The sequence below is a fragment of the Lentzea jiangxiensis genome (assembly GCF_900104175.1).
Taxonomy (GTDB): domain Bacteria; phylum Actinomycetota; class Actinomycetes; order Mycobacteriales; family Pseudonocardiaceae; genus Lentzea; species Lentzea jiangxiensis.
Genome location: NZ_FNIX01000005.1, coordinates 368,706 through 391,765, shown reverse-complemented (window position 1 = coordinate 391,765; position 23,060 = coordinate 368,706). Strand labels below are relative to the sequence as shown.

General features: G+C 71.8%; 19 protein-coding genes. 4 read left to right on the top strand and 15 right to left on the bottom strand.

The genetic code is table 11. From position 1 onward, the window contains the following. Positions 1 to 163: 163 nt before the first annotated feature. The 3 genes from BLQ91_RS18585 to BLQ91_RS18575 are packed head-to-tail and all read left to right on the top strand — an operon-like array spanning position 164 to position 3,797. Positions 164 to 2,608, top strand: coding sequence for an ABC transporter permease (locus BLQ91_RS18585; protein ID WP_143022705.1), 2,445 nt, complete (start codon positions 164 to 166; stop codon positions 2,606 to 2,608). A gap of 20 nt (positions 2,609 to 2,628) precedes the next feature. After that, positions 2,629 to 3,204, top strand: coding sequence for an ATP-binding cassette domain-containing protein (locus BLQ91_RS18580; protein ID WP_245733610.1), 576 nt, complete (start codon positions 2,629 to 2,631; stop codon positions 3,202 to 3,204). Next, complete coding sequence (locus tag BLQ91_RS18575) at positions 3,204 to 3,797, top strand: ATP-binding cassette domain-containing protein (RefSeq protein ID WP_090098237.1); 594 nt, start codon at positions 3,204 to 3,206, stop codon at positions 3,795 to 3,797. The genes BLQ91_RS18580 and BLQ91_RS18575 overlap by 1 nt, the downstream gene beginning before the upstream one ends. 110 nt (positions 3,798 to 3,907) lie before the next feature. On the opposite strand, the gene BLQ91_RS18570 is transcribed toward BLQ91_RS18575, so the two are convergent. Both BLQ91_RS18570 and BLQ91_RS18565 read right to left on the bottom strand, forming a co-directional pair. Beyond that, positions 3,908 to 4,354: an Lrp/AsnC family transcriptional regulator gene (locus BLQ91_RS18570; RefSeq protein ID WP_090098115.1), complete on the bottom strand. Its 447-nt coding sequence runs from the start codon at positions 4,352 to 4,354 to the stop codon at positions 3,908 to 3,910. Then, positions 4,351 to 5,472 carry a M24 family metallopeptidase gene (locus BLQ91_RS18565; protein ID WP_090098114.1) on the bottom strand — a complete coding sequence of 374 codons (1,122 nt, stop codon included), beginning with the start codon at positions 5,470 to 5,472 and terminating at the stop codon, positions 4,351 to 4,353. The genes BLQ91_RS18570 and BLQ91_RS18565 overlap by 4 nt, the downstream gene beginning before the upstream one ends. Positions 5,473 to 5,500: 28 nt before the next feature. Between BLQ91_RS18565 and BLQ91_RS18560 the strand changes: the two genes are divergently transcribed. Further along, positions 5,501 to 6,445, top strand: coding sequence for a 5'-3' exonuclease (locus tag BLQ91_RS18560; RefSeq protein ID WP_090098113.1), 945 nt, complete (start codon positions 5,501 to 5,503; stop codon positions 6,443 to 6,445). Positions 6,446 to 6,493: 48 nt separating this feature from the next. Here the strand turns inward: BLQ91_RS18560 and BLQ91_RS18555 are convergent, their stop codons facing one another. The 13 genes from BLQ91_RS18555 to BLQ91_RS18495 all read right to left on the bottom strand — a co-directional run bounded on the left by BLQ91_RS18555 (position 6,494) and on the right by BLQ91_RS18495 (position 23,044). After that, complete coding sequence (locus BLQ91_RS18555; RefSeq protein WP_090098112.1) at positions 6,494 to 7,699, bottom strand: GNAT family N-acetyltransferase; 1,206 nt, start codon at positions 7,697 to 7,699, stop codon at positions 6,494 to 6,496. Positions 7,700 to 7,768: 69 nt separating this feature from the next. Continuing rightward, complete coding sequence (locus BLQ91_RS18550) at positions 7,769 to 8,461, bottom strand: DUF4333 domain-containing protein (protein ID WP_090098111.1); 693 nt, start codon at positions 8,459 to 8,461, stop codon at positions 7,769 to 7,771. A gap of 95 nt (positions 8,462 to 8,556) precedes the next feature. Further along, complete coding sequence (locus BLQ91_RS18545; protein WP_090098110.1) at positions 8,557 to 11,298, bottom strand: DEAD/DEAH box helicase; 2,742 nt, start codon at positions 11,296 to 11,298, stop codon at positions 8,557 to 8,559. 617 nt (positions 11,299 to 11,915) lie between these two features. Continuing rightward, entirely contained in the window at positions 11,916 to 13,757 is a 1,842-nt protein-coding gene (gene htpG / locus BLQ91_RS18540; RefSeq protein ID WP_090098109.1) for a molecular chaperone HtpG, read from the bottom strand. Positions 13,758 to 13,802: 45 nt separating this feature from the next. After that, positions 13,803 to 14,663 carry a diacylglycerol/lipid kinase family protein gene (locus BLQ91_RS18535; RefSeq protein ID WP_090098108.1) on the bottom strand — a complete coding sequence of 287 codons (861 nt, stop codon included), beginning with the start codon at positions 14,661 to 14,663 and terminating at the stop codon, positions 13,803 to 13,805. Next, positions 14,660 to 15,568 (bottom strand): twin-arginine translocase subunit TatC, encoded by a 909-nt coding sequence (gene tatC, locus BLQ91_RS18530; protein ID WP_090098236.1) that lies wholly within the window; start codon positions 15,566 to 15,568, stop codon positions 14,660 to 14,662. The genes BLQ91_RS18535 and tatC overlap by 4 nt, the downstream gene beginning before the upstream one ends. A 113-nt stretch (positions 15,569 to 15,681) precedes the next feature. Further along, the gene (tatA, locus tag BLQ91_RS18525; RefSeq protein WP_090098107.1) at positions 15,682 to 15,990 is read right to left on the bottom strand and encodes a Sec-independent protein translocase subunit TatA; all 309 of its coding nucleotides are present in this window, start codon (positions 15,988 to 15,990) and stop codon (positions 15,682 to 15,684) included. Then, on the bottom strand, positions 15,983 to 16,255 hold the full coding sequence (locus tag BLQ91_RS18520; RefSeq protein ID WP_143022704.1) for a bacteriophage holin: 273 nt from the start codon (positions 16,253 to 16,255) through the stop codon (positions 15,983 to 15,985). Before BLQ91_RS18520 ends, tatA begins: the two co-directional genes overlap by 8 nt. An 18-nt stretch (positions 16,256 to 16,273) precedes the next feature. Beyond that, positions 16,274 to 17,245 (bottom strand): helix-turn-helix transcriptional regulator, encoded by a 972-nt coding sequence (locus BLQ91_RS18515; RefSeq protein WP_090098105.1) that lies wholly within the window; start codon positions 17,243 to 17,245, stop codon positions 16,274 to 16,276. Beyond that, positions 17,242 to 18,207 (bottom strand): helix-turn-helix transcriptional regulator, encoded by a 966-nt coding sequence (locus BLQ91_RS18510; RefSeq protein ID WP_090098104.1) that lies wholly within the window; start codon positions 18,205 to 18,207, stop codon positions 17,242 to 17,244. The genes BLQ91_RS18515 and BLQ91_RS18510 overlap by 4 nt, the downstream gene beginning before the upstream one ends. A gap of 61 nt (positions 18,208 to 18,268) precedes the next feature. Next, the gene (locus tag BLQ91_RS18505; RefSeq protein ID WP_342670649.1) at positions 18,269 to 19,096 is read right to left on the bottom strand and encodes an alpha/beta fold hydrolase; all 828 of its coding nucleotides are present in this window, start codon (positions 19,094 to 19,096) and stop codon (positions 18,269 to 18,271) included. 36 nt (positions 19,097 to 19,132) lie between these two features. Further along, entirely contained in the window at positions 19,133 to 20,293 is a 1,161-nt protein-coding gene (locus BLQ91_RS18500; protein ID WP_090098102.1) for a WD40/YVTN/BNR-like repeat-containing protein, read from the bottom strand. A 51-nt stretch (positions 20,294 to 20,344) separates the two neighbouring features. Further along, entirely contained in the window at positions 20,345 to 23,044 is a 2,700-nt protein-coding gene (locus tag BLQ91_RS18495) for a helix-turn-helix transcriptional regulator (protein ID WP_090098101.1), read from the bottom strand. Positions 23,045 to 23,060 lie beyond the last annotated feature (16 nt).

The window sequence follows — 23,060 nt, the reverse complement described above, 5'->3', positions numbered from 1 at the left end:
GTGGCCGAGGTGGCCGAGGTGGCCGACGTGGCCGACGTGGACCGCGCGGCCGCCTCCCCGACAGCGTGCTGGACGCGCCGCACGACCTGGACGGGTCGGCGTCATGCGTTCCGTTACCTCCTGAAGCCTCCCCAAAACGACGAACGCCGATTAGCGTGCGCTCGTGCAGTTGCCGTGGAGAGCCGCGCCCAGGGCAGCGCTGTCGAGTCCGCTCACCCTCGTCGTGAGCATCGTGACGACGTTGCTGCTGGGCTTCGTGGTGGCCGCCGCCGCGCTGCACTCGTCCGCCTCGGGCAGCGCCGCGCTCGCCTACCAGCAGGACCGCATCTGCCCGCACACCGTGCACCCCGGCCTCGACGGCGAGGGCCTGCCGCTGTCGCAGGCCGTCTCGATGGCCGCCCGCAGCGACCTCGGCGGCGCCTACTCGCGGATCGGCAGGCCGGACTTCGGCGGCATCGCGACCTACGGCCGGTTCGGCTACCGGCCGGATGCGCAGGCGCACCTGACCGTCCTGCAGGGCGGCGGCACCGGCCTGTGGGTGCCGCGGACGATCGCCACGGCCGCGAAGGTGCGCGTCGGCGACCGGCTGACCGGATCCTCTCTCGTGGTGACCGCCATCTACGCCGACCTGGCGCAGCCGGTGGACGGGTGGTGGTGCTCCGAGGCGAAGACCGCGGTGCCGAACCCGCTGGGCGGTGACGGCGCCAGCACGTCGGTGATCTGGGTGTCCAGCCCGTCCGACCTCGCGCTGCTGCCGCCGGAGTTCGCGTCGAACGCCACCGTGACGCTGCGCTTCGCCTCCGCGCGGCTCTCGACGCTCGACGAGGCCGAATCCCTGCGCGATCAGGGCAACGCGCGGCTGACGGCGCTCGGGCTGCCGTTGACGCGGACCGACCTGCTGTCCGGTGCGATCGCGGCGGCGCGGACGTCCGAGCGCAACGTCTCCTCGGCGCTGCTGCCGTTGGTGCTCATCAGCGTGCTGGTCGGTCTCGCGGGCGTCGGCACCGTGACCGTGCAGTGGGCGCAGCGGCGGCACTCGGAGCTGCGGCTGCTGTGGGTGCGCGGGGCGAGTCCGCTGGCGCTGGGCTTCCGCGGTGTGCTGGAGCTCGGTCTGCCGCTGGTGCTGGGCGGAGTGCTGGGGCTGGTGGCCGCGCGGCTGCTGCTGCCCCTGTACGCGCCGGGCGTCGAACTGGCTCCCGGAACGCTGTGGGTGGCACCGGGGTTCGTGCTCGGCGTCGTGGTGCTGAGCCTGGCGGTGACGGTGCTCGTGGCGTCGTGGCGGGCGCATCGGACGTTCCAGCGGCGGGCGCGGGCGCGACGGTTCAGCCTCGTGCCGTGGGAGCTGGTCGTGGCGTCCCTCGCCGTGCTCGCTTGGTTCCGGCTGTCGGACAACGGGCTCGGCACGTCGCCGAAAGCGGGCTCACTGCCGCGCGTGGACGTGGCCGCGCTGGCGTTCCCGCTGCTCGTGGTGCTGGCGGCGGCACTGCTCGCGACCAGGCTGCTGCGCTGGTCGCTCGGCTGGTCGCACCGCGTGCGGTGGTGGCAGGTCCCGGCCGCGCAGTTCGCGGTGCGCCGGCTGGCCGCGGCTGCCGGACCCGTGACCGGCGTGCTGCTCGTGGGCGTGCTGGCGGTCGGCACGATCGCCGTCGGCAGCACGGTGGCGGGCGCGCAGCAGTCGGCGCTGGCCTCGAAGTCGGGCGTGTTCGTCGGCGCGAACAGCACCGTGCAGGTGTCGCAGGACATCGCCCTCGGACGCGTCGAGCTGCCGTCGTCGTTGCGCGGCAACACAACTCTCGTCGGCGTCAGCACCGGTGCGCTGGTGGTGGACCCGGCGACGTTCACCGACGCGGCTGTCCTGGACGACGCCGCTTCGGTCCGTGCGCTCATCTCGGACCTGAAGCGCACCGGCGACATCGCACCCGCGGTGCGCATCGGCCGCTCGGCGAACCAGGAGATCCAGATCCCGGGTCTGCCGCTGCTCAAGCCCGTGGCGTCGCTGCCGTCGTTCCCGAAGCTCGGCACGCGCGGCTACGTCCTCGCGCGCGACTCGGTGCCCGCCGTCGACCAGGTCGGCTCGTGGCACCTGTGGTCGGCGCTGCCGTTGGCCGACCTGACCTCCGCGCTGCAGGCGCAGGGCATCCACTACACGAACGTCGCCGACCGCGCCCGCGTGCTCGACGGCCTGCCGTTCCTGACCGTGGAGTGGACGTTCGGCTTCGTGGCCGCGATCGGCGTCGTGCTGGCCGTGGTCGCCGCCGTGGCCCTGCTGCTGGCGATCGAGGTGCGCCGCCGCCAGAACGCCGTCTCCGGCGCCCTCTCGACCCGCATGGGCATGCGCCCGTCGGTGCTGTGGTCGAGCCACCTGCTGGAAGTGGGCGCGCTCGCGTCGCTGGCGCTGGCCGTCGGCCTGCTGGCGTCGTTCACGAGCACCGGAGCGGCCGTGCCGCGCCTGGACCCCGCCCCCTGGCTCAACCCTGCACCGATGCTTCCGAACCTGCTGCCGCTGCTCGGTGTCATGGTGGGCTGTGGTGCCGTGGTGGTCCTCGTCGCGGCATGGCTTGCGTTGCGCGGTGTGCGAACCGCGCGGATGGGAGAGCTGCTCAGGTGATCCGCGCTTGTGGCGTAGAGGTGTCCTACGGTTCCGTGCGCGCCGTCTCGGGCATGTCGCTGTCCATCGCGCCCGGCCTCACCGTGCTGTCCGGCCCTTCCGGCTCCGGCAAGTCGACCCTGCTGCGCGTGCTGTCCCTCGTGGAACGACCGTCCGCCGGCGAGGTCTACGTGCGCGACGTGCCCACCTCGGCCCTGTCGTGGTCGGACCTGCGCGCGTTGCGGCGCAAGGAGATCGCGGTCGTGTTCCAGAACCCGCAGGACAACCTGATCACGCACCTGACCGTCGGCGACAACCTGCGCGCGGCCGGCGCCGGCGACCTGTCGCTGCTCGACCGCCTCGGGCTGGGCGGGTCCGCGACCTGGCGCGTCGGCGCGCTGTCCGGCGGGCAGCAGCAACGGCTGGCCTTCGGGTGCGCTGTGGCGCGGGGCGCGTCCGTCGTGGTGGCGGACGAGCCGACGTCGCAGCTGGACGTCCGGTCCGCCGACCTCGTGCTGGAGACGCTGGCCTCGCTGCCGGTGCCCGCGGTCGTGGCGTCGCACGATCCCCGGCTGGTCGCGTTGGCGGACCTGTGCGTCCCGCTGGCCGCGTCGTGATCCGGGCCGCGGGGGTGCACCGGACCTTCGGCGGGGTCCCGGTGCTGCGCGGGGTCGACCTGGCCGTGTCCGCCGGTGAGCTGGTGACGCTGAGCGGGCCTTCCGGGTCGGGGAAGACCGCGTTGCTGTCGTTGTTGTGCGGGTTCGACGTCCCGGATCGCGGGTCGGTGTCGCCCGGTCCTGCTCCCTGGTCCGACTGCGCCGTTCTGCCCCAGGCTCTGGGGCTGGCTTCGGAGTTGACTCTGGAGGAGAACGTCGCCCTGCCGTTGCGGCTGGCCGGGCTGCCCGTCGACGGGGTGGCGCCGTTGCTGGAGGAGCTGGGGATCTCCGCTGTGGGCGGGCGGTTTCCCCCGCAGGTTTCGTTCGGGCAGCGGCAGAGGGCCGCTCTGGCCAGGGCCGTGGTGGCTCGGCCGGCCGCCCTGCTCGCCGATGAGCCGACCGCGCACCTGGACGCCGCCAGTGCGGTGGCGGCGGTTTCGGTGTTGCGGCGGGTTGCCGATGAGGGGGCCGCGGTGTTGATCGCCACCCATCACGAGGCCGTGCACGAGGTGGCTGACCGGGTGCTGGTGCTGGCCGACGGGCGGGTCGGCTGAGCTCGGGTGGGCACCCCGGCTCTCGGTGCTGCGGCGGGCTCCTCCCCACCGCAGCGTCACGTCCGACCCATGACCAGCACGCCCACCTCGGCAGCGCGTGCGGCCCGCGCTCACACCGCGGGCGGGCGGTCCTCGTAAGGCGTCGACAGCACGACCGTGGTGCGCGTGGAGACGTTGGCCGACTCCCGGATCTTCTGCAGCAGCTCCTCCAGCGCGACCGGAGACGCGACGCGGACCCGCAGGACGTAGGAGGCGTCGCCCGCCACGGAGTAGCAGGCCTCGATCTCCGGGAGGTGCTCCAGGCGCTTCGGGTAGTCGTCGGGCTCCGACGGGTTGATCGGGAACAGCGAGATGAACGCGGACATCGGCAGGCCGACCTCCGCGCCGTCGAGGCGGGCGGCGTAGCCCTTGACGACGCCTCGCTGTTCCAGGCGCTTCACCCGCTGGTGCACAGCCGAGACGGACAGGCCCACGCGTTCGGCCAGGTCGGTGAAGCTGCACCTGCCGTCCGAGGCGAGTTCCTTCAGTATTGCCCTGTCGATCTGCTCGAGGGTCAAAGCACCACCAGGTCGTGAGGTCGGTTGTTGAAGGACTCGACGCCGTCCGGGGTGGCGACCACGATGTCCTCGATGCGCGCGCCCCAGCGGCCGGGCAGGTAGATGCCGGGCTCGACGCTGAAGGCCATGCCCGCTTCCAGCGGCAGGGAGTTGCCGCTGACGATGTAGGGCTCCTCGTGCACGTCCAGGCCGATGCCGTGGCCGGTGCGGTGGACGAAGTACTCGCCGAAACCGGCGTCGGTGATGACCTTGCGGGCGACCGCGTCGATCTCCTCGCACGTCACGCCGGGGCGGACGGCTTCGACGGCGGCCTTCTGCGCGGCCTGCAGGACCGCGTAGGTCTCGCGGACGTCGTCGTGCGCGGGCTCGCCCATCACGTAGGTGCGGGTCGAGTCGGAGTTGTAGCCCTCGGCGACCGGGCCGCCGATGTCGATGACCACGACCTCGCCCGCCTCGACGACGCGGTCGGAGTCGCGGTGGTGCGGGGACGCGCCGTTCGGGCCGGAGCCGACGATCACGAAGTCGGCGACGGTGTGGCCTTCCTCGACGATGGCGGCGGCGATGTCCTCGGCCACCTCGCGCTCGGTGCGGCCGACGCGGAGGAACTCGCCCATGCGGGCGTGGACGCGGTCGATGGCGGCGCCCGCCTTGCGCAGGGCGGCGATCTCCGCGGCGTCCTTGCGCATGCGCAGCTCGCGGAGGATCGGGCCGGCCAGGGACTGCTCGCCGCCGACGGCGTTGCCGAGCTTGATGGTGTGCAGGGCGGGCATCATGTCCGCCACGGCGACGCGCGTGCCCTTCAGCGCGGCCTTGACCAGCGCGTACGGGTCCTCACCGTCGACCCACGTGACGACCTCGACGCCCAGCTCGTCGGTCGGGATGGCCGCGTAGCCGGGCTGCTCCAGCTTCGGCACGACCAGCCTCGGCGTGCCGCCCACGGGCAGCGCGAGGCAGGTGAGGCGCTCGAACGAGTCGCCCCCGGCACCGATCAGGTACCGCAGGTCCGAGCCGGGCGAGATGAGCAGGGCGTCGACGCCCGCCTGCTCGGCGGCGGCGCAAGCGCGGTCGAGCCGCGCACGCAGCGCGGACACGTCGATGGGCCCGGTGATCGTTGCCATGCCGGAAAGCCTAGTAGCTTGTCCACCCGTGAGCTCTCCCCTGGTGCTGCTCGACTCCGCGAGCCTCTACTTCCGGTCGTACTACGCGCTGCCGGACTCGATGACCGCGCCCGACGGCACGCCGGTGAACGCCGTGCGCGGGTTCGTCGACACGATCGCGCGCGTCATCACCGACCGCGGCGCGGCCCGCCTGGTCGCCTGCCTCGACGCCGACTGGCGCCCCGAGTTCCGGGTGAAGGCGCTGCCGTCCTACAAGGCGCACCGCGTCGCCGAGGACGCGACCGACGGGTCCGAGGAGGTCCCGGACACGCTGACGCCGCAGATCCCGATCATCCTCGACGTGCTCGACGCCGCCGGCATCTGCACCGGCGAGGCGGCGGGCCACGAAGCGGACGACGTGATCGGCGCGCTGGCCCACCGCGAGGAGAGGTCCCCGGTCGAGGTGGTCACCGGCGACCGCGACATGTTCCAGGTCGTGCGCAGGGAACCGACGCCCGTGCACGTCCTGTACGTCGGCCGCGGCTGGAACAAGGTCGAGGTCCTCGGCCCGGAGGAACTGGCCGCCAAGTACTCGCTGCCGGTCGAGAACGCGGGTTCCGCCTACGCCGACATGGCCGTGCTGCGCGGCGACCCCTCCGACGGCCTGCCGGGCGTCGCGGGCATCGGCGAGAAGACGGCCGCCAAGCTCATCACGGAGTTCGGTTCCCTCGACGCCGTGCTGAAGGCCGTCACCGACCCGATGGACCGCAAGCTCACCACCAAGGCCCGCAACTCCCTCATCGCGGCCGGGGAGTACCTGGCCGCGGCACCGGTGGTCGTCCGCACCGCGCTGGACGCCCCGGTCGTGCTGGACCGCTCCGACGAGGTGCCGCGCGTGCCCGCCGACCCGGAGCGGCTGCGTGAGCTGACGCAGCGCTGGGGGCTGGGCAGCTCGGTGCCGCGGCTGGTGAACGCGATGGAGCGGCGCGCCTGACGGACCGGGTCCGGGACGGTCACCGCTCCGGACCCCGTCTGCGCGGCTCTAGAAGAAAGTCGAACACAGCGGTGCGACGGGGCTCGCGAACAACGCGTCCGCGTCGCCGAACCGCGCGCCCTCGATCCGCCTGACCGCGGCCAGGTCCGAGAACCTCGTGTCGCCGAAGTAGACCGCGCCGAGCAGGTCGACCGGGATCGTGATGTCCGGTCGTGCCTCGACGCGTTCGGCGCCGTCGGCCGAGACGCGGTAGCAGCCGGTGTTGGCGGGCAGGAGCCTGTCGTGGACCTCGAGGACGACGGGCTCGGCGACGCCGTAGGTGCGGGCGGCGAGCATGCGCGGGACGTCCACCAGGCGCAGCCAGACCTGGTCGAAGACGTCCTTGGTGTGGACGGCGCGCGGGTCGTCGAAGAGCCAGGTGAGCGGGTCGTCGAGTGCCGCGTCGACCTCGACGGTGCCGACCAGGTCGAGACGGGTCAGGTAGATCCACAGGTCGCGCCACGCGTCGGCGTTGGCCCATGCGAAGTCCACGACCTGCAACGTGTGCTTGAAGTCCGTGTCGGAGGAAGCCTTGTAGGACACGTAGCCGTCGTCGCCGTCCGGTCCACTGTGGACCACGGTCACGATGTTGTCGCCGTCGGACTTGCGGTCGAGCGCCTTGGCCCACCACCCCGGCCAGCGCGAGATCTGGCCGGGCCTGCCGAGGCCGAACGCGGTGTGCAGTTCCGGCAGGAGCTTGTCCGCGGTGTCGAGGTCCACCATGCGCACCCGGCCGGTCGGGCCGCCCGGGATCACGGCGCGGCGGGCGTCCACGCGCAGGAACCGCACCCGGCCCGCCAGGCCGTAGCCGAAGCGGCCGTAGATGCGGCCCTCGGACGCGCGCAACGTCGCCACGGGGTCCGGGAGCGTGGAGAGTTGTTCGCGCATGAGAGCGCTCAGCACGCCACGGCGCGTGTAGTCGGCGCGGACGCCCACACGTGAGACGGCCGAGTGCGGCACGACTGCGCCACCGGGTACCACCATCGAGCCGCCGTAGGACTGCGTCGTCCCGATCATCTCGTCGCCCTCGAACGCCGCGTGCACCCTGCCGGGCTCGTAGGAGGGCAGCGTGACCTTCCACTGCTCGTCGGTGGGCGGGCCCCAGTGCATCGCACGGCGGAAGAGCGTGTTGTGGGCGCGGTACTGCGATTCGTCGCTGAGAACGCGGATCTCCGTCACGCCCGCGATCGTCGCCCAGCGCGACGGCGAACGCACCTCGTTTTCCCCGGACGCGGAAGGCGCCCCTCCGCTGGTGCGAAGGGGCGCCTTCCGGCACGACCGCGATCAGCCGGTGGGCTGGCCGACCTCGTACTCGCCGTCCTCGGTCTTGACGACGATCTTGACCTTCTTGTCCTTGCCCCCGACCTGGACCTTGCACTCGAACGAGGTGTTGGGCTTGACCTCGTTCTCACCGCCGCACGTCGCGGCTCCCACGTCGGAGATCTTGTACTCGTCCTTCAGGATCTGGACGATGCCGTTCTGGACGGCGGTGTTGTCGAAGATCTTCTTCTTGAAAAAGGCCGGCGACACGAAGCCGGTGAACAGCACGGCGCCGACGAGCAGGACCACGACCACCGCGGCGACCCAGATCGCCGCGCTGGACTTCTTCTTCGGCGGCATCGGCGGGCCGTAGCCCGGCTGCTGGCCGTACGGGTTGGGCTGCTGGCCCGGCATGCCGTACTGCTGCGGCTGCTGCCCGTACGGGTCCTGCTGCGGGGTGCCGTACGGGTTCGACTGCGGCTGCTGGCCGGGCACGCCGTACTGCTGCGTCTGCTGCTGCGACGGGTCGAAACCCGGGTACGGCTGCTGCTGACCCGGCTGGGGCTGCTGCGGCTGGCCGTAGGGGTTCTGAGCCGGGAAGCCGCCAGACGGGGTGCCGGGAGGGAAACCGCCACCGTAGGGCTGCTGCGGCTGCTGCGGCTGGCCCCAGGGCTGCTGCGGATCGTTCCCTCCGGACGGTCCGTACGGGCTGCTCATCTGTCGACCTCCGTGTGTACGACGTTGCGGCGAAATCCAATCACACCGTTGACGTCAGTCTTTACTCCGACTCGCAAAACCTTCGTCAGGCCACGTCACATCATCGCCACGACTCCGCGGCGCAGCGCGTCGACGGCCTTCGCCGCCGCCGCGCCCACCGGGTCCTGCCGGCCGACCACATCACGGATCTGGTCCAGCAGGTCGATCACCTGCCGGCACCAGCGGACGAAGTCGCCCGCGCCGAGCTCGTTGCCGCCCGCCTCGGCGGCGCTGAGCACCTTCTCGAGCGACTCGCCGCGCGCCCAGCGGAACACCGGCCACGCGAAGCCCGCGTCCGGCTGCCGCGTGATGCGCTCCAGCCTGAGACGGCGCTCGTCGTCCTCGATCTCCGCCCACAACCGCACGGTCTTGAGCATCGCGTCGGCCACCGGGCCCTGCGGCAGGCGCGCCTCGACGGAACCGTCCCGGCGCGCCTCGTAGACCAGCGACGACACGACGGCGGCGAGCTCCTCCGGCTTGAGGCCCTTCCACACGCCGTGGCGGATGCACTCGGCCGCCAGCAGGTCCGACTCGCTGTAGAGCCTGGTCAGGCGCTTGCCGTCGGCCGTGACCTCCTCCGACTCGCTCAGGTAGCCGCGCTCGCGCAGCAACGCGCGGATGCGGTCGAACTGGCGCGCGAGCGAGTGCGTCGTCGCCGCGACCTTGCGCTCCAGCTGCTCGGTCTCGGCCTTCAGCCGGTGGAACCGCTCGCCCCAGCGCGCGTGGTCCTCGCGCTGGTCGCAGCCGTGGCACGGGTGCGAGCGCAGGGCGCGGCGCAGCGTGGCGAGCTCGGGGTCGTCGTCCGCCGTCGTCCGCTTGCCGCCGCGCGAGGGCACGGTGATGCCGGTGTTGCGGATCGTCGAGGCCAGGTCGCGCCGCGACTTGGGCGAGCGGACGTCGACCTGCCGCGGCAACCGGATGTGGCCGAGCACCTCGACCGGCGACGGGAAGTCCGCCGACGTGAGGCGCCCCGACCAGCGGTCCTCCGTGACGACGAGGGGCTTCGCCTCCCCCATCGGCTCGAGACCGGGGTCGATCACGACGGCGAGACCGCTGCGGCGGCCGGACGGCACCGCGATCACGTCGCCCTTGCGCAGCCGTTCGAGCGACTTGGCCGTCTCGATGCGGCGCGCGTTCGTGTTCTGCTTCGCGAGCTGCTTCTCCCGGTCCGCGATGCGCCGGCGCAGCGACGCGTACTCCGCGAAGTCGCCGAGGTGGCACATCATGGACTCGGAGTAGCCCTCGAGCGCCTCCTTGTTGCGCTCGATGCGGCGCGCGAGGCCGACGACCGACCGGTCCGCCTGGAACTGGGCGAACGACTGCTCCAGGATGTCGCGCGCGGACGCCGCACCGAGCTGGAGCACGAGGTTGACGGCCATGTTGTAGCCGGGCCGGAACGACGACCGCAGCGGGTACGTGCGCGTGGAAGCGAGACCACCGACCGACTTCGGGTCGATCCCCGGCTGCCAGACGACGACCGCGTGCCCCTCGACGTCGATGCCACGCCGCCCCGCACGGCCCGTGAGCTGCGTGTACTCGCCGGGCGTGAGGTCGACGTGCGCCTCGCCGTTGTACTTCACGAGCTTCTCGAGCACGACCGTGCGCGCCGGCATGTTGATGCCCAGCGCGAGCGTCTCGGTCGCGAACACGACCTTCACGAGACCGCGGACGAACAGCTCCTCGACGGTCTCCTTGAACGCGGGCAGCAACCCGGCGTGGTGCGACGCGATGCCGCGTTCGAGCGCCTCCCGCCACTCCCAGAACCCGAGGACCATCAGGTCGGCCTCGGGCAGGTCGCGCGTCTTCTCGTCGATGATCCGGCGGACCTGCTCGGTCTCCTCCGGCGTGTTGAGCCTCAACCCGGCCCGCGCCGTCTGCGCGACCGCCGCGTCACAGCCCGCGCGGCTGAACACGAACACGATCGCGGGCAGCAGGCTCGCGGCGTCGAGCCGCTGGATCATGTCGGTGCGCGACGGCGGCTTGTACCCGGTGTTGCGCGGCGGCCGGCCCCCGCCACCACCCCGGTTGCGCCCGCGGCTGAACGGCACGTGGTACCGCGTCAGCTCCTCGGTCTTGCGCAGGACCTGGGCGTTGATCCGCGCGTGCGTCTCGTCGCCCTCGAACAGGTCGAGCATCTGGTTGCCGACCATCATGTGCTGCCACAGCGGCACGGGCCGGTGCTCGTCGACCACGACCGTGGTGTCGCCGCGCACCTCGACCAGCCACTCGCCGAACTCCTCGGCGTTGCTGACCGTCGCGGACAGCCCGACCACCTGGACGTGCTCGGGCAGGTGCAGGATCACCTCTTCCCACACAGGACCGCGGAACCTGTCCGCCAGGTAGTGCACCTCGTCCATCACGACGTACGCGAGACCGTCCAGAGTGGACGAACCCGAGTAGAGCATGTTCCGCAGCACCTCGGTCGTCATCACCACGACCGGCGCACCGCCGTTCACGCTCGTGTCGCCGGTGAGCAGACCGATGTTCTCCGGCCCGTACCTGGCGGTGAGGTCGGCGAACTTCTGGTTGCTCAACGCCTTGATGGGCGTGGTGTAGAAGCACTTGCGCCCCTCGCTCAGCGCGAGGTGCACGGCGAACTCACCCACCACCGTCTTGCCGGCGCCGGTGGGGGCGCAGACGAGCACTCCGTGACCGTCCTCCAAGGCCTCGCAGGCCTGGCGCTGGAACGGGTCCAGCTCGAACGAGATGACGGAGCCGAAGTCGGTCAGCTTGGGCCGCTGAGCGCGACGCCGGGAAGCGGCGTAGGCCTCGGCCGGGGACCGCGAAGCACGTGACACCCCTTCAGGCTTTCACATCGCACCGACAATTGCCGTTGAGATTGATTAACTTCAGGCTGCACTGAAGCTATCGAGGGGTTTGTGGATTCCGAGCTGGGTCGCCGGCTGTGCGGGTCGGCTCGGGGGTGGCCGACTCCTGTTCCAGCGGGGTGGTCACTTCGGTGGGGCGATGTCACTTTGCCGGGTGGGTCGCCTTGGGTCCCGTATCGCACGTGCTCGCGTCATCGCCGCTTCGCGACGATTGCGCTATCACCGCTGGTCAGAGGCTGTTGGCCCGCACGGCTCGGCTTCGCCGTCGCGGTTGTCGATGGTGGCTCACGTCGTTCCGGACCGGCGGGGACTGTCAGACCCCGCGAGTACGTTGGGTCGCGGGGGACCCGAAATCAGAGGGGACCCCTGCGCGAGCCTGCCCGGCGCCGCAGTGCTCGGAGCCCGGCCGCCACCTCGCCCGGCACCGTTCCGCTCGGCACTGACACGCCCGGCGGGCGGCACTCCGCTCGGCACTGCCACGCCCGGCAGGCGGTACTCCGCCTGCCTGACGCCACCCCGTCGGCACCGGACGTGGCAGGTGGCCGCGTTCGCACAGCCACCCGCCACGCCTGCGACGGGGCCGGCCGCTAGAAGGTGCGCTGCACCCTGTCGGCCACGAGCTTCACGAAGCGGGACGGGTCGGCCAGCTCGCCGCCCTCGGCCAGCAGGGCGAGGCCGTGGAGGAGCTCGGCGGTGTCGGCCAGACCGTCGCGTTCGCCGGCCGCGAACGCTCCGTGCAGGCCCTCGACCAGCGGGTGGGACGGGTTCAGCTCGAGGATCCGCTTGATCTTCGGCAGCTCCTGGCCCATCGCCTTGTACATCTTCTCCAGGGTCGGGGTGATGTCGTGGGCGTCGCCGACCACGCAGGCGGGCGAGGTGGTCAGGCGGGACGAGAGGCGGACCTCCTTCACGTCGTCCGCGAGCTGCTCCTTCAGCCACGTGAGCAGGTCGGCGAGCTCGGCGGCCTTGGCCTCGTTCGCGGACTTCTCCTCGTCGGTCTCGAGGTCCACCTGGCCCTTGGCGACGGACTGGAGGGTCTTGCCGTCGAAGGACGGGACGGAGTCGACCCACATCTCGTCGATCGGGTCGGTGAGGATGAGGACCTCGAAGCCCTTGGCGCGCAGGGCTTCCATGTGCGGGGACTTCTCGACGGCGACCCGGGAGTCGCCGGTCATGTAGTAGATGTGCTCCTGGCCGTCCTTCATGCGCCCCACGTATTCGGCCAGCGTGGTGGGCGTGTCCTCGGAGTTCGTGGAGGCGAAGGAGCAGATCTCGAGGATCGCGTCGCGGTTGTCGTGGTCGGAGAGCAGGCCCTCCTTCAGCGCCGCGCCGACCTCGCCCCAGAGCTTCCGGTAGTCGTCGGGGCGGGAGCCCATGAGCGACTTGATCGACGAGAGGACCTTCTTCACCAGGCGGCGGCGCATCAGCTGGATCTGGCGGTCCTGCTGCAGGATCTCGCGCGAGACGTTCAGCGAGAGGTCCGCCGCGTCGACGACGCCCTTGACGAAGCGGAGGTACTCCGGCATCAGCTCGGCGCAGTCCTCCATGATGAAGACGCGCTTCACGTAGAGCTGGACGCCCCGCTTGGCGTCGCGCATGAAGAGGTCCATCGGGGCCTGCGAGGGCAGGAACAGCAGGGCCTGGTACTCGAAGGTGCCCTCCGCCTGCATGCGGATGGTCTCGAGCGGCGCGTTCCAGTCGTGGCTGATGTGGCGGTAGAACTCCGCGTACTCCTCCTCCGTGACCTCGGAGGCGGGGCGGGCCCAGAGGGCCTTGCGCGAGTTGATCTCGTCGCCGCCCAGGCGGACCGGCCAGGTGATGAAGTCCGAGTAGCGCTTGACGATCTCGCGGATCTTCGACGGCTCGGTGTAGTCGGGCAGGCGGTCCTCGTCGTCGGACGGCTTGAGGTGCAGCGTCACCGAGGTGCCCTGCGGGGCGTCGTCGACGTCCTCGATCGTGTACGTGGCCTCGCCGGTCGACTCCCAGCGCACGCCCTTCTCGGCGTGGGGGTACTTCGTCACGAGGGTGACCTTGTCGGCCACCATGAACGACGAGTAGAAGCCGATGCCGAACTGGCCGATCAGGTCGGACGTCGAGGACTGCTGTTCCTTGAGCTGCTTCAGGAACTCCGCGGTGCCGGACTTGGCGATCGTGCCGATCAGGCGCACGACGTCTTCGCGCGTCATGCCGATGCCGTTGTCGCGCACGGTGAGGGTGCGCTCCGCCGGGTCGGTCTCGATCACGATGTGCAGGTCGTCGACGTCGACCTGCATGTCCTTGTCGCGGAAGGATTCCAGGCGCAGCTTGTCCAGCGCGTCGGAGGCGTTCGACACCAGCTCGCGCAAGAACGTGTCCTTGTTCGAGTAGATCGAGTGGATCATCAGCTGCAGCAGCTGACGCGCCTCGGACTGAAACTCAAGAGTCTCCATGAATCCCTACCGAAAGAACTGGAGCGGAACGATCAGCCCTATAACTTAGCGACCCACGACGGTGAGGGCGCCGGGAACCGTCCGAATCGCCACCGGCAGCGCCTCCTGGCGTTCCCCGTCGGCGTAGGCGACCCAGCCGTTGCCCCCGGCCAGGGAGACCTCCCGCGCGCGGAACGTCCGCACGGCCGGGTGCTCGGTGTGCTTGCCCGTGCGCAACGTCGGCAGCATTCGCATCAGCATCGCGCGGCTCGCGTGTTCCACGACCGTCACGTCGAACAGCCCGTCGTTCGCGTCGGCGCCGGGGCACACGGGGATGCCACCGCCGTAGTTCGGCGTGTTGCCGACCGCCACGAGCGTGGCGTCCAGCGAGAACGTCTCCGACTCGGTCGTCACCACCAGCGGCGCCGACCTCAGCGACGCCAGCTCGGCGAGGATCGCGAGGTCGTAGCGGCGAGGGCCGGCGGGCCAGCGCATCGCGTTCGCCCGCTCGTTCACCGCGGAGTCGAACCCGGCGCACAGCACCGTCGCGAACCACTGCCCCGTCGACAGCCGCCCCAGGTCGAGGGTCTTGCGGGTGCCGTGGACGACGTCCTCGACGGTCCGCGACCCGATGGCGTCCGCCAAGTCGTTGCCGGTGCCCGCCGGGACGATGCCCAGAGCGGTCGGTGTGCCCGCGCACGCCTGGACGCCCAGGTGCGCTGCTCCGTCACCGCCGAGCACGACGAGCAGGTCGACACCGTCGGCGACGGCCTCGCGGGCCATCGCCAGCGTGCCCTCGGCGTCGTGCGCCACGAGCTGTGTCAACGACGAGACGTGCGGGCGCAGCGCGGCGGCGGTCGACCCGGCCATCCGGGCCGCCCGCCCCTTGCCCGACGCCGGGCAGACCAGCAGAGCCGCCCGCGTCACGTGGCGTCGTCGTAGTTCACGCGCTTCGGCTGCTCCGGCGCGACGGCCTTCTCACCGGGGTCGTTGCCCTCGGCGTCGGAGGCCACGTAGTGGAACGGCGCCGCCTCGTCGTCGTCGAGCGCGTCCCAGCCGTCGGCGGCGCGGAGCTTGGCCTTGCGCTTGTCGTGGACGCGCGCGATCTGGATCGCCATCTCGAACAGCAGCACCAGCGCGATCGCCAGCACGACCATCGAGATCGGGTCGGTGCCCGGCGTCGCGACGGCGGCGAACACGAACAGGCCCATCATCAGGCCGCGCCGCCACTGGGACAGCCGCTCGTAGGACAGCACGCCCGCGCGGTTGAGCATCACCACGACCAGCGGGATCAGGAAGCTGACACCGAAGATGAACAGCATCGTGATGACGAAGTTGATGTACTTGCTGCCGGTGAGCGCCGTGGTCCAGTTGCCGCTGCCGAAGCCGAGCAGCACCTTCAACCCCTCGGGCACGACCAGGTAGGCGAGCACCGCACCCGCGACGAACAGCAGCGCGCCGGCGCCGACGAAGACCCGCGCGAACTTGCGTTCCTTCTGGTAGAGCCCTGGCGTGATGAACGCCCAGATCTGGTACAGCCACAACGGGCTGAGCAGCACAGCGCCCGCGGCCGTGCCGACCTGCAGCTGCACGAGGAAGATCTCGAACGGCTCGGTCTGCAGCAGCGCGCAGCGGCCGTCCTTGGTGATGTCGGCCCGATAGGGCTCCAGGTCGGGCTGGCAGTACGGCCCCGTCAGGATGTCGCCCAGCGACGGGATCGGGCCGAGCCGCACCTGGAACCAGATGAAGCCGAAGATCGCACCGACGGCGATGACGAGCATCGCCAGGCCGAGGCGGTACCTCAGCTCGTAAAGGTGCTCTTTGAGCGACATCGTGCCGTCGGCGTTGCCCCGACGGCGCCTGCCGCGTTCCCGGCGTTCAGCGAACCACCGGAACGGACTCGCCACCTCGCTGACCGTCCTTACAAGTCACGGGACCCGGGAGGTCAGTTGTTGGTGGCCTTGTTCTGCGCGGTCTGCTCGATCGGGGGAGCGACCTGCGGCTGCTGCTGCACCTGCGGCTGGGCCGGGGGGAGCTGCTGGACCGGGGGGAGCTGCTGGACCGGCTGCTGCACGGGCTGCTGCTGGACAGGCGCGTCGTCCGGGTCGGAGTCGCGCAGGCCCTTGGTCTCGGCCTTGAAGATCTTCGCCGACTTGCCGATCGACCGGGCCATGTCAGGAAGCTTCTTCGCACCGAACAGCAGAATGATCACCACAGCGATGATGATCAGCTCGGTGGGTCCGAGGTTACCCATTGGTGATCCTCCTGTCTCCCCCGCCACGACGATCGTACGCGGGGTTCGCCCTGGTGCGGGCCTGTTCCTGGGGCCGCCGTCCGGCGAGGGCCACCTTCAGCGCTGCGGACCGCGCCTTCAGCAGGCCGACGCCGTTCCCGACCCCGTCCCCCACCAGAGTGCGGGCGCGGGCGAGTCGGCGCAAGGATCGGAGGACTCGAACCCCGATCGCCACGAGGACGACGAGGCCGAGCGCGATCAGCGCCAGGGTCGGTGTAGACGGCACGAACACACGTTATACGGCTTAGGTGGACAGCAGGTGATCTGCCCGGCGCAACGCTTCCTGCGCTTGGCGGCGCACTTCGGCAGCGAGCTCCGACGGCTGTTCGACGTGCACGTCACCGCCCAGCCCGAGGAGCAGGCGCACCATCCAGGACGGGTCGTCGTAGCGCATGAGGACACGCGTGCGGCCGTCCGAGAGCTCCGCCGCGTGGTCCACGGGGTAGTACTCGGCGACCCAGTGCGCGTCCGGTTCGAGGAGAAGGACCGCGATCTTCTGATCGTCCCGCGGTTGGAACAACCCCTCCGACGTATCGGTCAGCTGGGCGTGCGGCGGGGGCGCGGAGGGCTCGTCGAGCACCCCTACGGCGTCGATGCGGTCGAGCCGGAACAACCGCACGCCGAGCGCCGAGCGGCACCATCCTTCGAGGTAGCCGCGCCCTTCGACGAGCAGCAGGCGCATCGGGTCGACCACACGGTCGCTCATCGCGTCGTGCGACTGCGAGTAGTAGCGGATGCGCACGGCCCGTTCACGCTTCACGGCGTCCTGGACGGCGGCACGGATCTCCGCGGTCTCCCCGCGCTCGAACGCCCCGAGCCCGACGACCATGCCGGCGGGCTGGGCCTTGCCGACCGCGGCCTCGATCTTCGCGAGCGCCCGCTGCACCGCGTCCGTGTCGACCACGCCGGGCGTGTCCGCCAGCGCCCGCAGCGCGACCAGCAGCGATGCCGCCTCGGCCGCGGTCAGCCGCAGCGGCCGGTCGAGGCCCGCGTCGAACGACACGGTGATCGTCTCGCCCTCGAACGACAGGTCGATCAGGTCACCGGGTCCGTAGCCGGGCAGGCCGCACATCCACAGCAGCTCCAGGTCCTTGCGCAGCTGCTTCGGCGTGATGCCGAAGTCGGCCGCCGCCTCCTTGACGGTGATGGCGGGCCGGTTGAGCAGGTAGGGAACGAGTGCGAGCAGGCGCGGCAGCCGTTCGTTCGACGCGGTCACCGCGCTCCTTCCAGTGCGCCCTGCAGGCGGTCGCGGACCGACTTGGCCAGGACCTCGGGCTCCAGCACGACGACGTCGGGCCCGAACCCGGCGAGCCACTTGGCCGCCGAGTCGGGGAACTTCAGGTCGATCTCCACCACGTCGCCGCCGTCGCGTTCCTCGACGACCTTCGCGTGCCGCCGCACACCCTGCGCCCGGTTCTTGGCCACCCAGATCTTGGCCGGCGCCGTGTGGTGCGGATCGGCCTCCGTGCGCGCGATGAGGCTCATCAGGTCGGTGCCCTCGGGAACGGTGAACGCGCCGGGTTTGCCGACGGTCCGCACGGTCCCCACGACCCGGGAGAGGCGGAAGCAGCGCGTGTCGTCGCGTTCGCGGTCCCAGCCGACCAGGTACCACTTGCCGCGCCACGCGACCACGCCCCACGGCTCGACCGTGCGCTCCTTCTGCCCGCCCGGTGGCGGCTTGCGGTAGTCGAACGCGACGGCCTGCCCCGCCTGCACGGCCTGCAGCAGCGGCGGGAACGCCGGCTCGCTCGCGCGCACCTTGGGCTCGACGGCCGCGGGGGTGTCCTGGTCGACGTCGACCCCGGCGGCGCGGAGCTTGATCAACGCACCGTGCACGGCACCCGTGAGCTGCGGCGAGTCCCACAGCCGGGCGGCCAGGGCGACCGCGGCGGCCTCGTCGGGTTCGAGGTCGATGTCCCCGAGCTCGTAGTCGCGGCGCGCGATGCGGTACCCGTCCTCCGCGCCCTCGGCGTTGGTCTGGCGCCCGGTCTCGAGCGGCACGCCGAGATCGCGCAGCTCGGACTTGTCCCGCTCGAACATGCGGAAGAACGCCTCGTCCGTCGGCGCTTCGTGATAGCCGGGGACGATGGCGCGGATGCGCTCCGCTGTCAGGTACTGACGAGTCGACAGCAGGCACAGCACCAGGTTGACAAGGCGTTCGGCACGTGCGATGGCCACGGACAAACCCTAACGCGTGCGCGCGCCGAAACCTCATCACCACCTGTGGTGAACGGTCCGTTCAGAACAGGGTGCGAAGTTCGCGGACCAGTTCGACGGGTGCTTCCTCGGCCATGTGGTGCCCGCAGTCGATGGCCCGGACCTGCACTTCGTCCGCCCATTCGGCCCAGATCGGGGCCAGGTCGCCGTAGAGGTCGCCGAGGTCGTCCTTGGCCGACCAGAGGGCCAGCACCGGGCAGGTGATCCTCCGGCCCGCGGCGAAGTCTTCGTCGTCGTGGTGGCGATCGACCTCCAGCCCGGCGCGGTAGTCGCCGCACATGGCGAGGACGGTCTCGGGGTGGTGGATGGCCCGCTGGTAGTCGGCCCAGTTCTCGACGCCCATCGCGAGCGGCGTGTCGCCGTAGCGCCCCCCGTAGAACAGGTCGGGGTTCTCGTTGATCATCGAGGCGGCGAGCTCCTGCCGCGCCAGGAAGAACCAGTGGTACCAGGCCTGCGCGAACCGGTCGTCCGCCCGCGCGAGGTGGGCGCCGATCGGCAGTCCGTCGAGCACGGCGAGGTGCGTGACCCGCCGCGGGTGGTCGAGGGCGAGCCGGATCGCCGCGGCCGCGCCCCTGTCGTGCCCGGCGACGGCGAACGCCTCGTGGCCGAGCTCGTCCATGAGAGCCACGAAGTCGCGGGCCATCGCGCGCTTCGAGTAGTCGCCGGGTTTGCTGGACTCGCCGTAGCCACGCAGGTCCGGACACACGACTGTGTGGTCCGTGGCGAGCAACGGCGCGACGCGGTGCCACGTCGTGTGCGTCCGGGGATGGCCGTGAAGGAGGAGGACCGGTGGCCCTGCCCCACCGGTCCTCACTCGCAGCACGGCCTCGCCGACATCGATGTGCCGCAACGAGAATCCTTCGAACACCCGCTACGACTACCCCGGCTACGCGCGGCCGACACGTCCCTTTTCGCCGGCGGCCCAGCAGGTGCCGCCGACGCAGTCCACGGTGTCGAAGCTGCCCGTGTCCACGACCTCCCACGTCCTGCCGTCCCTGCTGGTGTCGGTACCGGACGGTCCGACCGCGACCAGGCCGGAGCCGCGGTAGGCGATGCCGGACCGGTACCCGACCGGCGCGGTGGTCCCCGCCGTCCAGCCCCGGCCGTCGTTCGTGGCGAACGCCGGAGTCGGGTCGGTGGGCTTGAGGTAGTCACCGCCGATGGCCACCCCGCGCCACGGCGTCTTGAACGCCACGGCGAACACCCCGGCCGCCGCACCGGAGGGCAGCGGCACGTCCGACGCCTTCCACGACCGGCCACCGTCCCGCGACTCGAGCACCCGTGCCCTCGCGCCGCCGCCGGTCGCGATCCACGCGTGGTTGCCGCTGGTCGTCACGCACTGCCCGGACGCCGCGAACGCGAACTCGCCCGGCAGCGCGTCCGGCATGCCCTTCGTGTCGTCGACGTGCCACGACCGGCCGCCGTCCCGCGACTCGAGCACCCGTGCCCTCGCGCCGCCGCCGGTCGCGATCCACGCGTGGTTGCCGCTGGTCGTCACGCACTGCCCGGACGCCGCGAACGCGAACTCGCCCGGCAGCGCGTCCGGCATGCCCTTCGTGTCGTCGACGTGCCACGACCGGCCGCCGTCCCCCGTGCGCAGCACGCGGAACTTGCCGTCGACGGGGTCGCTGAGCGCCAGTCCGCGGAACCGGTCGAAGAACGCCACGCAGTCGTAGAACGCCTTCGGATCGGTGTTGCGGAACGACTCCTGCCACGTCCTGCCGCCGTCGGACGTGCGGTAGATCCGCGACGACTCGCCCTCGCCGATCGACAGGGCCACGGCGTTGCGCGCGTCGAAGGCTTCGACGTCGCGGAACTCGAGCGCCTCGGCGCCGGGAGGGCCGACCGAGTCCCAGGTCCGGCCGCCGTTCGTCGTGCGCAGGACGGTGCCCTTCGAGCCGCTGACCCACGCGACCTGGCCGGACACGGCGGACAGCCCGCGCAGGCGCGCGTCCGTGCCGGTCGGTTTGAGCTCCCAGTAGGGGTCCGCGGACGCGACCCCGGGAAGAACCAGGAAGGCGGCGAGCGTCGCCGCGATGATCCTCATGGGGTCACTCTCGTCCAGGCGGCCGCCTGCCTCCCACCCTCCGATCGGCGGTCATGGCGCGATCCTCGCGAGGTCCACCCGCGAGCCGATGGCGAGCTTGCGGTAGATCTGCCGCAGGTGGAACCCGACGGTGTGCGGGGAGACGAACAGCTCCCTGGCCACCTGGCGGTTGGTCAGCCCGTCCGCGACGAGCCGCGCGACCTCCTGCTCGGCGCCGGTGAGGCTGCCCCACCCGCTGCGGGGCCGGGGTTCGTGCTCGTGGTCGTCCCGCCTCGTCGGCGTGGGACGGCGCCGCCGGACGTCGAACCGCCCCAAGGTGCGGCGCACTCGGGCGGAGTCCAGTTCGGCCTCGACCCCGTCGTACCCGGACAGCGCGCGGTTGAGGGCGACGACGGCCTGCCGGCGGTCGGTTTCGAGGTGCATGGACCCGATGTCCTCCGCGAGAGAGGCTTTCGTCCACGGGTCGGAGCAGCCCGCTTCGAGTTCCGCGAGCACGGCGACGTCTTGCTTCAGCAGGGCACGGCCGTGCGCTGCTGCCACGACCACGGAATCATGGCCCGGGTTGGCGGCGGCGAGGTCCTCGGCGGCGCTCGCGAGCAGCTCGGCGAGGGCCGGGTCGCCGGCGGCGATGGCGGTGCGCACGCACCACGGGGTCGCGGTGGGCGATTCCAGCAGCAGCTGGGTGCGCAGGGCGGGATCCTCCGCCGTGGCGCGGATCTCGGCGATCGCGGCCGCCGGACCGTCGCCGGCCAGCGCCACCTGCCCCGCGATCAGCCGCAGCGCCACCGCGCACGGGTGGGTGTGCCCCGCGGGGACGGACTCCTCCAGTCTCCGCAGGCCGTCGGTGGCGGCGACCAGATCACCCCGCCGGAGCGCGCAGAGCACGAGGACCGCGTCGAGCTGGGGCTGGAACACCGGCGTCCCGGCCTGGCCGGAGACGGCGAGACCGGTGGCCGCGGCGGCCTCGGCGGCGGCCACGTCACCCCGGGCCAGCAGGACCTCGGCCCGCAGCGCGATCGGGACCGAGTTCATCACGCCGGTGCCGTGCGCCTGCGCCGTGACGCACGCCTGGTCCACCGCGTCGAGCGCCTCGCCCAGCCTGCCGAGGCGGGTCAGGATCCACACCTTCGTCCACAGAGGATCGCCAGGCCCAACGCCGGTCAGCTCACCGCGCACGACGACCGCCGCCCGGGCCGCGTCGACGGCCGAGTCCAGCCGCCCCTCGCGCCAGCTCGTCATCGCCCGCACGGTGAGCGCGCCCGCCAGCACGTCCGAGCCGCAGTGCTCCCACAGCGCCAGCACCTGGTCGGCCATGCCGGCCGCCGCGTCGAGGTCGTGCAGCGACAGGACGGTGAGCAGCACCAGTTCCGGCGACAACTCGTGGGCGTCACCGCCCGGCATGTGCGCGATGGTCTGCCACGTGCCCAGCACGTTCGGCGGCGCCCCGCGGCCGGGGTCGTCGGGGTGCGGGAACTCCCGCGCGAGCTCCACCGCCTCGCTGAGCCTGCCCGCCCTGACCAGGGCGGCGGCCGCGGTGACGCCGAGCGCCACCCGGCCGGGCTCCCCCGGCTCGGTGATCCGCAGGCCGCTGGTCGCGAGTGCCGCGGCGGCCTCGGGCGAGAACGGCAGCAGGCTCCGCGCGGCCTCGTCGACGGTCGCGACGGCGCGCGCGTCGCCGGTGCGCGCACAGTGCACCAGGTGCACGGCGATCCGCACGACGTCCTGGCGTTCGCGGCCGAGCAGCATCGTGACCACCTGCCGGTGCAGCGCCGACCGCATCGGCGCCGGCACGGACCCGAGCACCGCCCGCCACACCGGCTCGCGGTGGAAGACGAACTCGGCACCGTCCGCGCCCAGGAACCCGGCCGCCAGCGCCTCCCTCAGAGGCCGCAGCAGCACGGCCACGGACTTCCCCAGCATCTCGGCGAGGTCGTCCGGGGCGAAGCCGTTGCCCAGCACCGCCGCGACCTGCAGCACGTCCTGCGCCTCGGGCGAGAGGCCCGCCAGCCGTTCGGCGATCATCTGCCGGAACGACGCGGGCAGCTGCTCGGCGGGCTGCGGCGAGACGGCGGCGGCGGTGCCGCACGGCATCGGGCCCGCGGTCAACCGGGCGACGTCGGCGACGACCTGGACGTGGTTCTCCGCCAGCAGCCCCCTCACCACGCCGGTCAACGCGGACGGCGTCGCCCCGGCGCTGCAGACCAGCGAGGCGACGTCCGGGTCCGGTGCCGCGCCCAGGAGGTCGGCGGCCATCAGCAGCGCCGCGTCGTCGGACAACGGCGTGAGCGGCTCGATCCAGTCGCACGGCAGGACGGTCGCCATGTCCTGGAGGACGGCGTTCGCGAACGGGTCGCCGTGCAGGGTGATCAACCAGCCCACGGGCAGGTCCCTGAGCTCGGCCATCACCGCGCTCACGGCGGCGAGCACCGACGTCGGCGTGCGGTGGGCGTCGTCGAGCGTGACCAGCACCGGGCCCTGCCGGAGCCGCTGGACCACGCGCGGTTCGAGCTGCGCGGCGAGCGCGCCGACGCCGGAGGCGTGCGCATGCCTCGGTCCCCCGGCGGGGAAGGCGGCCGGTGACAGGTCGACCACCGAGAAGCCGTGCAGGGCGGCCAGGGAAGCGCCCTCGGCGACCAGCCTGGTGACCCCCGTGCCCGCGGGGGACGCCACGACGAGCAGGCGTGCCTGCCCGGTCCGCACCGCGAGGACGAGCCGCTCCAGCTTCCGGGTCTCGTCCTCACGTCCGCGCATCGGGAGGGGTGGTCCG